12 protein-coding genes and 1 pseudogene are annotated in these 14584 nt (G+C 62.4%); 7 read left to right on the forward strand and 6 right to left on the reverse strand.

Translation table 11 applies throughout. The features are described 5' to 3' along the window. The first annotated feature begins 21 nt into the window (after window positions 1-21). Together NKH04_RS16870 and NKH04_RS16875 are read left to right on the forward strand one after the other, a co-directional pair. Window positions 22-451, forward strand: a pseudogene (locus NKH04_RS16870) (antitoxin Xre-like helix-turn-helix domain-containing protein). Beyond that, window positions 448-930 (forward strand): RES family NAD+ phosphorylase, encoded by a 483-nt coding sequence (locus NKH04_RS16875; RefSeq protein WP_352503465.1) that lies wholly within the window; start codon window positions 448-450, stop codon window positions 928-930. The pseudogene NKH04_RS16870 and the gene NKH04_RS16875 overlap by 4 nt, the downstream one beginning before the upstream one ends. Window positions 931-968: 38 nt before the next feature. Here NKH04_RS16875 and NKH04_RS16880 read toward each other — a convergent pair whose 3' ends face one another. The 6 genes from NKH04_RS16880 to NKH04_RS16905 form a co-directional block, all read right to left on the reverse strand. Beyond that, window positions 969-1988, reverse strand: coding sequence for an LLM class flavin-dependent oxidoreductase (locus NKH04_RS16880; RefSeq protein ID WP_353044622.1), 1020 nt, complete (start codon window positions 1986-1988; stop codon window positions 969-971). Between the two features lie 162 nt (window positions 1989-2150). Then, window positions 2151-2357: a hypothetical protein gene (locus NKH04_RS16885; RefSeq protein ID WP_352470946.1), complete on the reverse strand. Its 207-nt coding sequence runs from the start codon at window positions 2355-2357 to the stop codon at window positions 2151-2153. 18 nt (window positions 2358-2375) lie between these two features. Beyond that, window positions 2376-3518, reverse strand: coding sequence for a DegT/DnrJ/EryC1/StrS family aminotransferase (locus tag NKH04_RS16890; protein ID WP_353044623.1), 1143 nt, complete (start codon window positions 3516-3518; stop codon window positions 2376-2378). Between the two features lie 254 nt (window positions 3519-3772). Then, a complete protein-coding gene (locus NKH04_RS16895) occupies window positions 3773-4696 on the reverse strand; it encodes a carbohydrate kinase family protein (protein WP_352449104.1) in 924 nt (307 codons plus the stop codon). Further along, window positions 4693-5139, reverse strand: coding sequence for an RbsD/FucU family protein (locus NKH04_RS16900; RefSeq protein WP_352449103.1), 447 nt, complete (start codon window positions 5137-5139; stop codon window positions 4693-4695). The genes NKH04_RS16895 and NKH04_RS16900 overlap by 4 nt, the downstream gene beginning before the upstream one ends. Before the next feature lie 2 nt (window positions 5140-5141). Then, the gene (locus tag NKH04_RS16905) at window positions 5142-6371 is read right to left on the reverse strand and encodes an ROK family transcriptional regulator (protein ID WP_352972291.1); all 1230 of its coding nucleotides are present in this window, start codon (window positions 6369-6371) and stop codon (window positions 5142-5144) included. 229 nt (window positions 6372-6600) lie between these two features. On the opposite strand from NKH04_RS16905, the gene NKH04_RS16910 reads away from it, so the two are divergent. The 5 genes from NKH04_RS16910 (at window position 6601) to glgB (ending at window position 14578) form a co-directional block, all read left to right on the forward strand. After that, window positions 6601-7617, forward strand: a complete 1017-nt coding sequence (locus NKH04_RS16910) for a sugar ABC transporter substrate-binding protein (protein WP_352449223.1) — start codon at window positions 6601-6603, stop codon at window positions 7615-7617. A gap of 89 nt (window positions 7618-7706) precedes the next feature. Next, window positions 7707-8789, forward strand: coding sequence for an ABC transporter permease (locus NKH04_RS16915; protein WP_352449101.1), 1083 nt, complete (start codon window positions 7707-7709; stop codon window positions 8787-8789). Then, window positions 8786-9574 carry an ATP-binding cassette domain-containing protein gene (locus NKH04_RS16920; protein ID WP_352490791.1) on the forward strand — a complete coding sequence of 263 codons (789 nt, stop codon included), beginning with the start codon at window positions 8786-8788 and terminating at the stop codon, window positions 9572-9574. The genes NKH04_RS16915 and NKH04_RS16920 overlap by 4 nt, the downstream gene beginning before the upstream one ends. Window positions 9575-9749: 175 nt before the next feature. Continuing rightward, window positions 9750-12218, forward strand: coding sequence for a glycogen/starch/alpha-glucan phosphorylase (locus NKH04_RS16925; RefSeq protein ID WP_352490792.1), 2469 nt, complete (start codon window positions 9750-9752; stop codon window positions 12216-12218). Between the two features lie 146 nt (window positions 12219-12364). Next, window positions 12365-14578, forward strand: a complete 2214-nt coding sequence (gene glgB / locus NKH04_RS16930; RefSeq protein WP_353044624.1) for a 1,4-alpha-glucan branching protein GlgB — start codon at window positions 12365-12367, stop codon at window positions 14576-14578. The last annotated feature ends 6 nt before the right edge of the window (window positions 14579-14584 follow it).

Here is a 14584-nt window from a genome sequence, read left to right on the forward strand (position 1 = left end):
ACTTGGCCTCACCTGAGGCTAATGGCATTTGGAAATATAGCCGATGTGCTGGGGCTGCCGCCCAAGGAGACGGCTGCACGGTCGATTCGGGCTGATGGCTCGAATCGAAGACGGATTGCCGTTGGGTGCGCTTGAACGCGTCTCACAATTGCTGGCACCGGCCGATACGCAATTCAAATATCGCCTCGTCCCAAAGGCAACTTATGAGCGCCGCAAGAGAGGTGCTCTCCGACTCTCTTCGGAAGAGGGCATGCGGGTGGCGCGGGTGGCGCGCCTATGGAACCTGGCCCTCGACGTTTGGCAGATCGAAGGTGAGGCTCGTGACTTTCTGTTTCGGTCTCATCCCATGCTGGAAGACCGACGCCCGATCGACGTGGTCATTCAAAGCGAGATCGGCGCCGAACTGGTGCTCGATATCCTTGCAGGCCTGAAGTACGGCACCGCTGCTTGACGGCACAGATACTCGATCGCATGCTGCAGTGCTTCAGGATCGGCGATCCAGCCGGCACATATCCGATCTTCGACGCGACGGGCTCGACGATAGCGCCTGGCCGCTGGAACACGCCCGGCAGCCCGTTGATCTACACCAGCGAGCATTATTCAACGGCCTTGCTGGAAAAGCTGGTGCACGGCAGCGGCAGACTGCCGCCCAACCAGCCTTACGTCCAGATCATGCTTCCGCGCGGGCTGAGCTACGAAATCTTTTCTCAGCCGTCGTTGCCCGGATGGGATATGATGCCGGCAACGGTGAGCAAGGAATTCGGTGAGACATGGTGTGTCGAGCGCCGCAGCGCGATCCTGATCGTGCCAAGCGTCGTGGCTCGCCCCGACAACAACGTGTTGATCAATCCGGCACATCCGGAGTTTTCCCTGATCACGGCCAGCCTGCATCAACCCGTATACTGGGATAGCCGCCTGTTTGGCTCCTGAGCCGGGCAGAGAGGCAGGTTCCTACTTAACACAACCCGTCAGCGCCAACTCAAGCCTGGAGCGACATGGGTCAGGATCGCCTCGATGGCATGGACATTGTACTCGACGCCGAGCTGGTTGGGGACGGTAAGCAGCAGCGTATCGGCCTCGGCGATGGCTTCGTCGCCCTTTAGCTGCTCGATCAGGACGTCCGGTTCGGCGGCATAGGAGCGGCCGAACACCGCGCGTCTGTCTGCCTCGATGTAACCGAAATGATCTCCGCTCTGGTTGCCGCCGAAATAGGCTCGGTCGCGATCGTCGACCAGCGCAAAAATGCTCCGGCTCACCGACACCCGCGGCTCGCGCGTGTGTCCGGCCGCCTTCCAGGCCTCACGAAAAGCCCGGATCTGTTCGGCCTGCTGGACGTGAAACGGCTTTCCGCCTTCATCGAATTTGAGCGTGGAGCTCTGCAGGTTCATCCCCAGTTTCGCCGCCCATTCGGCGGTGGCGTTTGTGGCGGCGCCCCACCAGATGCGCTCGCGCAGGCCCTCCGAGTGCGGCTCGACGCGAAGCAGGCCAGGCGGGTTGGGAAACATCGGCCGCGGGTTGGGCTGCGCAAAGCCTTTGCCCAGCAACACTTCGAGCAGCACTCCGGTGTGTCCACGGGCCATGTCGGCATCGCTCTCGCCCTCTTGCGGGGCGTAGCCGAAGTAGCGCCATCCCTCGATCACCTGCTCCGGCGAGCCTCGGCTGATGCCCAGCTGCAGACGCCCTCCGGCGATTAGGTCGGCGGCGCCGGCGTCCTCGGCCATGTAGAGCGGGTTCTCATAGCGCATGTCGATCACCGCCGTGCCGATCTCGATTCGGCTGGTCTTTGCGCCGACCGCCGCCAGCAGCGGGAAGGGCGAGGCGAGCTGGCGGGCGAAGTGATGCACGCGGAAATACGCGCCGTCCGCACCCAGCTCCTCGGCCGCGACCGCCAACTCGACGGACTGCAAAAGCGCGTCGGATGCCGTCCGCGTCTGCGATTGCGGCGAGGGCGTCCAGTGCCCGAACGAGAGGAAACCAATCTTCTTCATGAGAACCAGCCTAAAGGGGAGCCAGGTGCAGACTATGCTGCGGCGCGCAGCAAAGCATCGCAAAATCGGTGCCGATGACCGCCTGCCTTGACGCGCAAAGCTTGAATCGGCGGTTGTTGATCAACGATGGCCGACCGTGCCGAGCTGCCGTCGGACGCCAGCCTAGGAAGGTGCCGCGAATGCGAGCGCTATCGCGATGAGGATCAACAGCGGTCCCATCCATTTGAAGCGAGTCCCAAAGTTGGTCCACCATGCTTGCTGCTGGCCGGGGCGAGCTTGGAACGGGTCCGCGAGAAATCCGAAGCCGATGCCAGCCATCCACAACCCGGCGCAGAACATGATGAACTCGTCGATGTATTCCGCGACCATGCTTCGAAGCTTTCGAATTTATGCCGCCGCTACATGCGCCGAATTCGAGCCGATATAGTTACGGATCGTTTCGATGATCCGGTCCTGGTCAGCCTCGCTCAGATAGGGATGCATCGGCAGGCACAGGATGCGCTTCGGCAGCTCTTCCGAAACGGCAAGGCCGGTCGGCGTGCGCGGATAATCGCGATAGGCAATCTGGCTGTGCAGCGGTTTCACATAGTAGATGACCGACGGAATGTCCTTTTCACCGAGATGTGCCTTGAGCCCGTCGCGTTTCGGCGTTTCGATGGCGTATTGCGCCCAGGCCGAGCGGCCGCCGCCCAGATTGCGCGCCGCTTTGACGATATCGCCGAGACCTTCGGCATAGCGATTGGCGACCGCTTGCCGCGCCACCATCTCGTCCTCGAGGATGGCCAGCTTCTCTATCAGGATCGCCGCCTGAAGCGTGTCGAGCCGTGAATTGATGCCGACGCGGACATTGTCGTATTGCGTTTCGCCCTTTCCGTGAAAGGCGAACGAGCGCAGCTGTTCGGCCAGCGCATCGTCATTGGTGAACATCGCACCGCCGTCGCCATAGCAGCCGAGCGGCTTTGCCGGATAGAAGCTGGTCGAGCCCACGGTGCCGAACGAGCCGCACATCTTGCCGTCAGCCGAGCCGCCGGTCGCCTGCGCCGCATCCTCGATGACCATCAGGCCTTCGCGATCGGCGATGGCCATGATCGCCTCGTAATCGGCGGCGAGGCCGAACAGGTCGACGGCAATGATTGCCTTCGGCCTCAGCCGGCCCTCCGCCTTGATCATGGCAATTGCCGCCTCGAGGCTGGCGATGTCGATATTGTAGCTGTCGGCATCGACATCGACGAACACCGGTTCGGCCTTGGTCAGCGCCACCACTTCGGCCGTGGCGGCGAAGGTGAAGCTCGGCACGAACACCGCGTCGCCCGGGCCGATGCCGGCGGCAAACAGCGGCAGCAGCAGCGCATCGGTGCCGTTGGCGCAAGCGACCACGTGCTTGATGCCGATATAGGCGGCGAGCTTGTTTTCGAATTCGGTGACCTGCGGTCCGAGAATATAGCGGCCTTCGTCGACAACCCGGTCGATTGCCGCTTTCAGCCTGTCGCGGATGCGTTCGCGCTGCGCGCCAAGATCGATGAACTGCATGTCGGCCTCAAACGGTTTTAGTCAGATAACCGGCCGCTGGTAGCAGACTTGGTACGGCCGAGAAAGCCGCAGGGCAACAACCCTGAATTGCTCAAGTGTCGCAGCCTGTTACCTCTGATTTCCGATCTGCCCTCTTAAACGCGGGGAAATCCGGGCTTCGGCCGGCCTGATACAGGCTTCGCATCCCGCCCGCCAGGCTGGACGAAACATAAAGTGATCGTCGGTGAGCGGTCCATGGGCTGCGCACCAGCCGGTCAAGCGATTTCATGCCGCCATGGCGGGTTGGCGCCGGCCCGCGATACCGTCACCGCCGCCGCCTTGGCACCGAGCGTCAGCGCCTTGTGGATGGCGTCTTCCGGCAAACTGGCGATTGCCGTCTTCGACAGCAGACCCTGTTCGTGCAAGGAGGCAAGAATGCCGGCATTGAATGTGTCGCCGGCGCCGACCGTATCGACCACCTCGACCTTGTCCGGCACGACGGTGACCCGGTGCTGGCTGCTGTAACCGACCGCGCCTTCGCTGCCGTGGGTGACGACGATCAGCTTCGGGCCGCGATCCAGCCAGTTGCGGACGACGTCCTCATGCGAGCCGGCTTCGCCGAACCAGTTCAAATCCTCGTCCGACAGTTTCACGACGTCGGCCATCGCCATCATGCTGCGGATGCGCCTGAGGTGCCTGGCCTTGTCGGGAATGAAGTTTGGCCGGATGTTGGGGTCGAGCATCATCACGCGGCGCTCATGCTCGCGCCGCATGAACTCTTCATAGGCCGACCCGGCCGGCTCCGAGATCAGGCTGATGGCGCCGAACAGCATGGCCTCGATCTCGCTGCCGAGTTCCGGCAAGTCCTCGATGGTCAGCATGCGCCCGGCGGTGTTCTCGTCGTAGAAGGTGTAGGTCGCCTGGCCGTTGGTGAGCCGCACGAAGGCGAGAGTAGTCGGACGCGGCGAGGTGTGCGCATAGGTGGAACTGACCTTGCTGGCCTTCAGCGCCTCCCTGAGCTGGCCGCCGAACAGATCCGACGACAGGCCGGAGAAAAAGGCAGCGGGCGCGCCGAGCCGGCCTAGCGCAATGGCCGAGTTGAAGACGGCACCGCCGACATAGGGGGCAAAGGCCGGCTCGCCCTCCGTCGTGGTCCGCGGCAGCATGTCGATCAGGGCTTCGCCGCAGCAGAGGATCATGAAGTCTTGCTTTCCGGCGGATAGATCACGCCCTTGCGAATGATGATGTTGGCGTAGAGCCGCGGCTCGCTCGTCGCGACGATCGCGTGCGCGGCCTTGACCCGTGCATAGAAGTCGGCACCGGCAAGCGCAACCACCTTGCGGCCCGGCGCACGCCTGGCGCAGATCGCTTCCATCTCATGGTGAACCGGATCGGCGAGCAGGGGATCGCCTTTGGCCGAGGCGCGAAACAGCGCCTGCGGCACGGCGTCGTCGACCGGCAATACGCTCAATACCGCATCGAGCACGGGGACGAGATGATGACCGTCGGCGCGGACCAGCCGCTGTGCCTGCTGCTCGGCCGGGTAGTTGCCGTCGACCAAGGCGATCTCGTCGCCATGGCCCATGGCGCGCAATATCGCCAGAAGCTCGGGGCCGAGCAGCGCCGGGATGCCGATCAGCATGCTCAGAAGCTCCGGGAAATCGTGGTCGAGCCGATGAGGAAGCGCTCCGACAGCGGCAGGCTGGCGCCACCCAGCGCCCGCGCATGGATGCCGACGGTTCCCTCGCGAACGGCCGGCAGCCTCAGGCCCTCGCCGTCGATCCGGCCGATGGCCTGGATAATGGCATCGACAAGCCGCCTGCGCACGGCAAGCGGCATCCATCCGTCGATCACCGCGGCATCGAAGTCAATGACGGAGGAGGCCGAAACGATGGCATAGGCAAGCGCCTGCGAGGCGCTGGCGATCCAGTCGTCAAGCTCGGCGCCGATCTCGCCCCAGTCCCCCGGTGATGTCCACAGATGCGAGGCCTCGATGCCGCGCGCGTTGAGCGCCTTTTCCAGCATGGCGATCGACGCCACGTCGATCAACTGCGTCGGCTTGCCGTCCGGCCCTGGCACCGGCATCGAGCCCAGCGCGCCGGCATTGCCGGTTGGGCCACCAAACAACCGGCCGTTCAGCACGATGCCGCCGCCGGCAAAGGCACCGATATAGAAATAGACGAAATCGCGTGCCGCACCCGCCGCGTGGCCGAACACGAGTTCGGCGCCGCAGGCCGAGGTGGCGTCGTTCTGCAGATAGACTGGAAATTCGCATTGCGCCTGGATATCGGCGCGGATGTCGCGATGGCGCCATTCGTCCATGATTTCGCGCGGTGCGCCGGCGGTGTCGGCCCAGTTCCACAATTCGAACGGCATGGCGATGCCAAGCCCGGCAATGCGTTTATCCTGCACCGGGGTGAGTTCGCCGCGCATCTTCTTCATGCCGCTTGCGACGAATTCCACCGTTTCGCGCGGCGCCGGATAGCGGTAGGAATGCTGCAGCATAGAGCGCACATTGCCGAGGAAATCGATCAGCACCAACTCGGCGCTGCGGCGGCCGATCTTCAGGCCGATGAAATAGGCGCCGTCGGGATTGAGCGCCATGGGTATCGAGGGCTGGCCGATCTTGCCGCGCAACGGCGCCTGGCGGACGAGCAGGTCGTCCTCCTCCAGTTCGCGCATGATGACTGACACTGTCTGCGCCGAAAGGCCGGTCATACGTGCGATGTCGGATTTGGCCAGGCTGCCGTGCTGGCGCACCAGCGACAGCACCAGCCGCTCATTGTGGTCCCGCATGCCGCTTTGATTGGTGCCGCGGTGCAGGCGGCTTTCGGCCGCATCGGGCGAGCCGTGCCTCGTAATGCCGGTCTCCACCCTGTTCCTCCCGTCGTTTCCCCTCAATGCTTTTGGTCTAGAGTGAGTGAACGATCCTGCGTTGTCAATAATAAATAAGAGTGATTTAATTATTGACAGTGCTGGCGGACTGGTGTCTCTTGAGTGTCGGCGCCGACACTGGGAGATTTCGTCGGACGCGCTGCAGATGCCGGTTGGCCGGCATCCTAAATGGTTCCATGGGAGGAAAATCGTGACCACGTCAAAACTGTTGAAATCCACCGTGTTTGCCGCGGCCGGACTGAGCCTGATGGCCTTTGCGTCGACGGCATCGGCCGCCGGGGTCGGCGCCTGCTTGATCACCAAGACCGACACCAATCCCTTCTTCGTCAAGATGAAGGAAGGTGCCGCCGCGAAAGCCAAGGAAATTGGTGTCGATCTGAAGGCCTACGCCGGCAAGGCGGAAGGTGACAATGAGGGCCAGGTTGCGGCGATCGAATCCTGCATCGCCGACGGCGCCAAGGGCATTTTGATCACCGCCACCGACACTGCGGCCATCGTGCCGGCAGTGAAGAAGGCGCGTGATGCAGGGGTGCTGGTGATCGCTCTGGACACCCAGCTAGAGCCTGCCGACGCCGCGGATGCGACGTTTGCGACCGACAATTTCAAGGCCGGCGAGCTTATCGGCTCCTGGGCAAAGGCCACCTTGGGCGACAAGGCTAAGGACGCGCACATCGCCTACATGGATCTTATCGCCAGCCAGCCCTCCGTCGACGTGCAGCGTGATCAGGGCTTCATGAAGGGCTTCGGCATCGACCTCGGCGATCCCAACAAGATCGGCGACGAAACCGACGCACGCAATGTCTGTCACGATCTGTCGAGCGGCAATGAGGATGGCGGGCACACTGCCATGGAGAATTGCCTGCAGAAGGATCCGGATATCAACGTCGTCTACACCATCAACGAACCTGCGGCCGCGGGCGCCTACCAGGCGCTGAAGGCCGTCGGCAAGGAGAAGGACGTCCTGATTGTCTCGGTCGATGGCGGCTGCCCGGGTGTCAAGAACGTTGCCGAGGGCGTGATCGGCGCCACTTCACAGCAATATCCACTGCTCATGGCCTCACTCGGCATCGAGGCGATCAAGACCTTTGCCGACAGCGGCAAGAAGCCTGAGCCGTCGCCCGGTCTGAACTTCTACAACACCGGCGTGACGCTGATCACCGACAAGCCTGCCGCCGGCATCGAATCCATTGACACGAAGCAAGGCCTCAGCAAGTGCTGGGGTTGATTTGATCCCCTGATCGGCTCAACTTCAAAAGAACAATAGAGAATGTGGAGCGGTTTCGGCCGCTCCACATCACAGGCGGGGAGGCCTACTTGAGCGTCGAAACAACCAGGAGCAAGGGACCGCAGGAATTCGAGACGGTCCTGGCCACTAGCGACACCAGCGTCGCTTCATTCGAGACGCATTCCCGCTCGACGCTCGAGAGCATCCAGCACCGCTTGCACAAAAGCCCTGCCATGGTGCCCCTGATCATCCTGATCATCTCGGTGGGTCTGTTCGCAGTGGTCGTCGGCGGACGCTTCTTTTCTCCTTTCACCCTCACCCTGATCCTCCAGCAGGTGGCAATAACCGGCATGGTTGGCATCGCGCAGACACTGGTGGTGCTCACCGCCGGCATCGACCTGTCCGTCGGTGCCATCATGGTGCTGAGCTCGGTCGTCATGGGCCAGTTTGCCATGCATTACGGTGTTCCAGCGCCGGTGGCCGTTGCCGTCGGGCTGCTTGTCGGCGCGATTTGCGGCTTGATCAACGGTATTCTCATCGCTTGGGTGAAACTGCCGCCCTTCATCGTGACGCTCGGCACCTGGTCGATCTACGCTGCCATCAACTTCATCTATTCCGGTAACGAGACCATCCGCAGCCAGGATCTCGAGACGACGGCGCCGCTGCTGCAGTTTTTCGGCGGATCGTTCAGGATCGGGGGCGCCGTCTTCACCTACGGCGTGCTGTTGGTGCTGATCATGGCGGCAATTGCTTGGTACGTGCTCAATCACACCGCGTGGGGCCGGCACGTCTATGCGGTGGGCGACGACCCGGAAGCCGCGGAACTGTCGGGAGTGCGCGTCAGCCGGATGCTGGTCGCGGTCTACACGCTGACTGGTATCATTTGCGCCATCGCCGGCTGGGCCCTGATCGGACGCATCGGATCGGTCTCGCCGCAGGCCGGGCAGTTCGAGAACATCAATTCGATTACCGCCGTGGTGATCGGCGGAACTTCGCTGTTCGGCGGCCGCGGCTCCATCCTCGGGACCATCTTCGGTGCGCTGATCGTCGGCGTGTTCGCGCTCGGCCTTAGGCTTTGGGGGACAGATCCGCAATGGACGCAATTGTCCGTCGGCGCCCTAATCATCATCGCTGTTGGTATCGACCAGTGGATCAGGAAGATCTCGGCATGAACCAGACTCACGAACCGATCCTTACCGCGCGCAGCCTGGTCAAGCGCTACGGCCGCGTCACCGCTCTCGACAGCGCAGACTTCGACCTCTATCCGGGCGAAATCCTTGCTGTCATTGGCGACAACGGCGCCGGCAAGTCATCGCTTATCAAAGCCATTTCCGGAGCGGTCACCCCCGACGAAGGTGAGATACGGCTTGAAGGCAAGCCTATTGCCTTCAAATCACCGATGGAGGCGCGTGAGGCCGGCATCGAGACCGTCTACCAGAACCTGGCTCTGTCGCCGGCGCTGTCGATCGCCGACAACATGTTCCTCGGCCGCGAGATCCGCAAGCCGGGCTTTCTTGGCAACTGGCTACGCATGCTCGACCGTCCGGCGATGGAAAAGCGCGCCCGCGACAAGCTCACCGAACTTGGCCTGATGACGATCCAGAACATCAGCCAGGCGGTGGAAACGCTTTCGGGCGGCCAGCGCCAAGGCGTGGCGGTGGCCCGCGCCGCCGCCTTCGGCTCGAAGATGGTCATCATGGATGAGCCGACGGCCGCGCTCGGCGTCAAGGAGAGCCGCCGCGTTCTCGAACTGATCCTCGACGTTAAACGGCGTGGCCTGCCGATCGTGCTGATTTCACACAACATGCCGCATGTTTTCGAGGTGGCGGACCGCATCCACATTCACCGGCTCGGCCGTCGCCTCTGCGTCATCGATCCGAAGCAGTATACGATGTCCGACGCGGTCGCCTTCATGACCGGCGCCAAGGTGCCGCCTGAAGCGGCGCTGGCGGCCTGAGCAAGAAACTTGCGGCCTGTCGCGGAGGTCCCAAACGCGCTGTTTCCAAATGCCAAATTGCCGCAGGGCAACCCGGCTTGCGATCACCTGAATCGATTGAACATCCGGTGGGATGTACTAGCATTGGCAGAAATGGTGAAAGCCGCATGATCCTGGCAACGTCACGAGAGGCAGCATGACGCGCGCGATGACAACCGAAGCTCCTCTGCCCACGCTCAAAAACCCGGATCCCAAGACGCTCGCCGAGGAAGTCTTGCAAGCCCTCAAATACAGGGTCGGCAAGGGCACCAACGTTGCAACCCAGTACGATTGGCTCACCGCCTCGATCAAGGTTGTACGCGACCGCATAGTCGATCACTGGATGCAGGCGACCCAAGAGGCCTACGCCCAGCAGGAAAAGCGCGTCTACTACCTGTCACTGGAATTCCTCATCGGCCGCCTGATGCGCGATGCCTTCTCCAATCTCGGCCTGATGGACAATATGCGCGAGGCGCTGTCGTCGCTTGGCGTCGACCTCGACATCATTGCAGCGCTCGAACCGGACGCTGCCCTTGGCAATGGCGGTCTTGGCCGGCTCGCCGCCTGCTTCATGGAAAGCATGGCGACCGTCAATATCCCCACGCATGGCTACGGCATCCGCTACGCCAACGGCATGTTTCGGCAGGAGATCCATGACGGCTGGCAGGTGGAGCTGCCCGAGACGTGGCTCGATCACGGCAATCCCTGGGAGTTCGAGCGCCGCGAACGCTCCTTCGAGGTCGGCTTCGGGGGCTCGGTGGAATCGGTCACGTCGAAGGACGGCAGGCTCGAGCGGCACGTCTGGAAGCCGACCGAACATGTTCTGGCCGTTGCCTACGATACGCCAGTGGTTGGCTGGCGGGCCAACCGCGTCAACACGCTGCGTCTGTGGTCCGGCATGCCGGTCGACCCGATCCTGCTCGACAAGTTCAATGCCGGCGATCACATCGGTGCGCTCGCCGAAAGCAACAAGGCCGATGCGTTGTCGCGCGTCCTTTACCCGGCCGATTCCCACAAGGCCGGCCAGGAGTTGCGGCTCAGGCAGGAGTATTTCTTCTCCACCGCCTCGCTGCAGGACATCGTCCAGCGTCATCTCAGCCAGTATGGCGACCTGCAATCGCTGCCCGACAAGGCGGCGATCCATCTTAACGACACCCATCCGGCCATCGCCGTCCCCGAGTTGATGCGCCTGTTGATGGATGTCCACGGCATGGATTTCGACCAGGCCTGGAGCATCACCAAGCGCACTTTCGGCTACACCAACCACACGCTCCTTCCCGAAGCGCTGGAAAGCTGGCCCGTGCCGCTGTTCGAGCGGCTGTTGCCGCGCCACATGCAGATCGTCTACGCCATCAACGCCGAGGTGCTGCTCGAGGCGCGCGCCTCCGACCAGTTCTCGGACGAGCAGATCAGCCGCATCTCGCTGATCCAGGAAAATGGCGATCGGCGCGTGCGTATGGGCAATCTGGCCTTTGTCGGCTCGCACTCGATCAACGGCGTGTCGGCACTGCATACGGAATTGATGAAGGAGACGGTGTTTGCCGACCTCCACAGGCTCTACCCGGATCGCATCAACAACAAGACCAACGGGATCACACCGCGGCGCTGGCTGATACAGTGCAATCCCGGCCTCACTGCACTCACCCGAGAGGCGATTGGCGACGGCTTCCTCGACGACATCGACGAGATAAAGCGGCTTGATCCTTTCGCTGAGGACGCAGCCTTCCGCGACAAGTTCGCCGCCGTCAAACGGGCGAACAAGATGAGGCTTGCCAAGCTCGTTGCCGACCGGCTCGGCATCAAGGTCGACCCATCGGCGCTGTTCGACATCCAGGTCAAGCGCATCCACGAATACAAGCGCCAGCTCTTGAACATTCTCGAAGCGGTCGCGCTTTACGACCAGATCCGCTCGCATCCGGAGCGCGACTGGATGCCTCGCGTCAAATTCTTCGGCGGCAAGGCGGCGCCCAGCTATCACAACGCCAAGCTGATCATCAAACTTGCCAATGACGTCGCCCGGGTCATCAACCGCGACCCGGCGGTGCGCGGCTTGCTGAAAGTGGTATTCGTGCCGAACTACAATGTCAGCCTGGCCGAGATCATGATGCCGGCCGCCGATCTTTCGGAGCAGATATCGACCGCCGGCATGGAAGCGTCCGGCACCGGCAACATGAAGTTCGCGCTGAACGGCGCGCTGACCATCGGCACGCTCGACGGCGCCAATGTCGAGATCAAGGAATGCGTGGGCGACGATAATATCTTCATCTTCGGCCTGACCACCGATGAGGTCGCCGAGCGGCGCAACAATGGTTACGATCCGCGCGCTGTGATCGAGGGATCGCCTGAATTGGCGCAGGCGCTGGCCGCGGTTTCATCCGGAGTCTTTTCACCTGACGATCCGGACCGTTATCGCGACCTGATCAACGGTCTTTACCAGAGCGACTGGTTCATGGTCGCCGCGGATTTCGATGCCTACGCCGCCACCCAGCGCGACGTCGATGCCGTCTGGCGCAACAGCCCGGACTGGTACGCCAGAGCCATCCGCAATGTCGCGCGCGTCGGCTGGTTCTCGTCCGACCGCACGATCCGCCAATATGCGAAAGACATCTGGCACGTGCCCGCCTGATGTGATTGCATGAGACTACGAACAATGTGGCCCTAGTGGAGTGATTTGACCCTCGCATCCCTTGGAGGGTAAGGCGGCATGGCGAATGTCGAATTCAAAACTCCACTAGAAACATACACTTGGTGCCCGGGGAGGGTCACTGCCTGATGAGCAAGCCGCGCGCGACCGTTGCGACAAACGGGCCGGACGGACTGGCGCCAGCCGGCGATGTCGCGGCGATTGTCGCCGGCACGCACGGCGATCCGTTTGCCGTGCTTGGCGTGCATGAGGCGGGAAAGGGCTTTGTCGCTCGCTGCTTCGTCCCTCATGCCGAGTTCGTCACCGCCTATACGCTGACCGGCAAGAATGCCGGCGAGCTGTCGAGACGCGACGACCGCGGTTTCTTCGAAGGCAAACTGTCGCTGCGCAAACGCCAGCCGCTGCGCTATCACGCCAGGAATTCCGGCGGTGACTGGTGGCTGACCGACCCATATTCCTTCGGTCCCGTGCTCGGCCCGCTGGACGATTATTACATCGCCGAAGGGTCGCATCTCAGGCTGTTCGACAAGCTCGGCGCCCATCTCATCGACCATGAAGGTGCATCGGGTGTGCATTTTGCGGTGTGGGCGCCCAATGCAAGGCGCGTCTCGGTGGTCGGCGACTTCAACGAGTGGGACGGCCGCAGGCATACCATGCGCGTCCGCCGCGATACCGGCATCTGGGAGCTGTTCATTCCCGACATCGGCGCTGGCCGCCCGTATAAGTATGAAATCATCGGGCCGGATGGCGTGAGATTGCCGCTCAAAGCCGATCCGTTCGCCTTCAAGTCCGAACTGCGCCCGGCCACCGCCTCGGTGACGGCGCTGCCGCCGGCGCACGAATGGGGCGACGAGGCGCACCGGAACTACTGGCGCAATGCCGACCACAGGCGCGAAGCCGTATCGATCTACGAGGTCCATGCCGGGTCATGGCGGCTTCACGACGACGGCAGCTTCCTGTCGTGGGACGAGCTCGCCGACAGGCTGATCCCTTACGTGGTCGAGACCGGTTTTACCCACATCGAATTCATGCCGATCTCCGAACACCCTTATGACCCGTCCTGGGGCTACCAGACGACGGGTCTTTATGCGCCGACTGCCCGCTTTGGCGATCCGGACGGTTTTGCCCGCTTCGTCGACGGCGCCCACCGCGCCGGGATCGGCGTCATCCTCGACTGGGTGCCGGCGCATTTCCCGGTTGACGAACACGGTCTGGCAAAGTTCGACGGCACCGCGCTCTACGAACATGCCGATCCGCGCAAGGGCTTCCATCCCGACTGGAACACCGCGATCTACAATTTTGGGCGCCGCGAAGTGATTTCGTTCCTGGTCAACAATGCGCTGTTCTGGGCCGAGAAATATCACGTCGACGGACTGCGCGTCGATGCGGTCGCCTCGATGCTTTATCTCGATTATTCGCGCAAGGCCGGTGAATGGATTCCCAACGAGAAGGGCGGGCGGGAGAACCTCGAAGCGGTCAGCTTCCTGCAGCGTATGAACAAGGAGGTCTACAGCCACCATCCAGGTGTGATGACCATCGCCGAGGAATCGACCTCGTGGCCAAAAGTCTCGCAGCCGGTGCATGAAGGCGGACTGGGCTTCGGTTTCAAATGGAACATGGGCTTCATGCATGACACTTTGGAGTATTTCTCCAAGGAGCCGATCTTCCGCAAGCATCACCACAACGACATCACCTTCGGACTGGTCTACGCCTTCAGCGAGAATTTCGTGCTGCCGCTGTCCCATGACGAAGTGGTGCACGGCAAGGGCACGCTGCTCAACAAGATGGCCGGCGACGACTGGCAGAAATTCGCGACGCTGCGCGCCTATTACGCCTTCATGTGGGGTTATCCCGGCAAGAAGCTGTTGTTCATGGGCCAGGAGTTCGCACAGCGCCGCGAGTGGAGCGAGGCGCGCGCACTCGACTGGAACCTGCTCGATTTCCGGCTCCACCGCGGCGTCTGGCAGACGGTGCGCGATCTCAACTATCTCTACCGCTCGCGCCCCGCGCTGCATGCCCGCGACTGCGAGCCGGAGGGCTTTTCCTGGCTGATCGTCGACGACAGCGCGAACTCGGTATTTGCCTGGCTGCGCAGCGCGCCGGGCGGCAACCCGGTCGCCGTCATTTCCAACTTCACGCCGGTGCCGCGCGACAATTACCGCGTGCCGTTGCCGCACGCCGGAAAATGGCGCGAGATCATCAACACCGATGCCACGGATTATGGCGGTTCCGGCAAGGGCAATAGCGGCGGCGTCGAGGCTCAGGCGGAAGGAGGAGGCATTTCGGCGACGATGCTTTTGCCGCCGCTGTCGACGATCATGCTCGAATTCGTCCCGGACTGAGCTATG

Source organism: Mesorhizobium sp. M1365 (assembly GCF_040317865.1).
GTDB lineage: Bacteria > Pseudomonadota > Alphaproteobacteria > Rhizobiales > Rhizobiaceae > Mesorhizobium.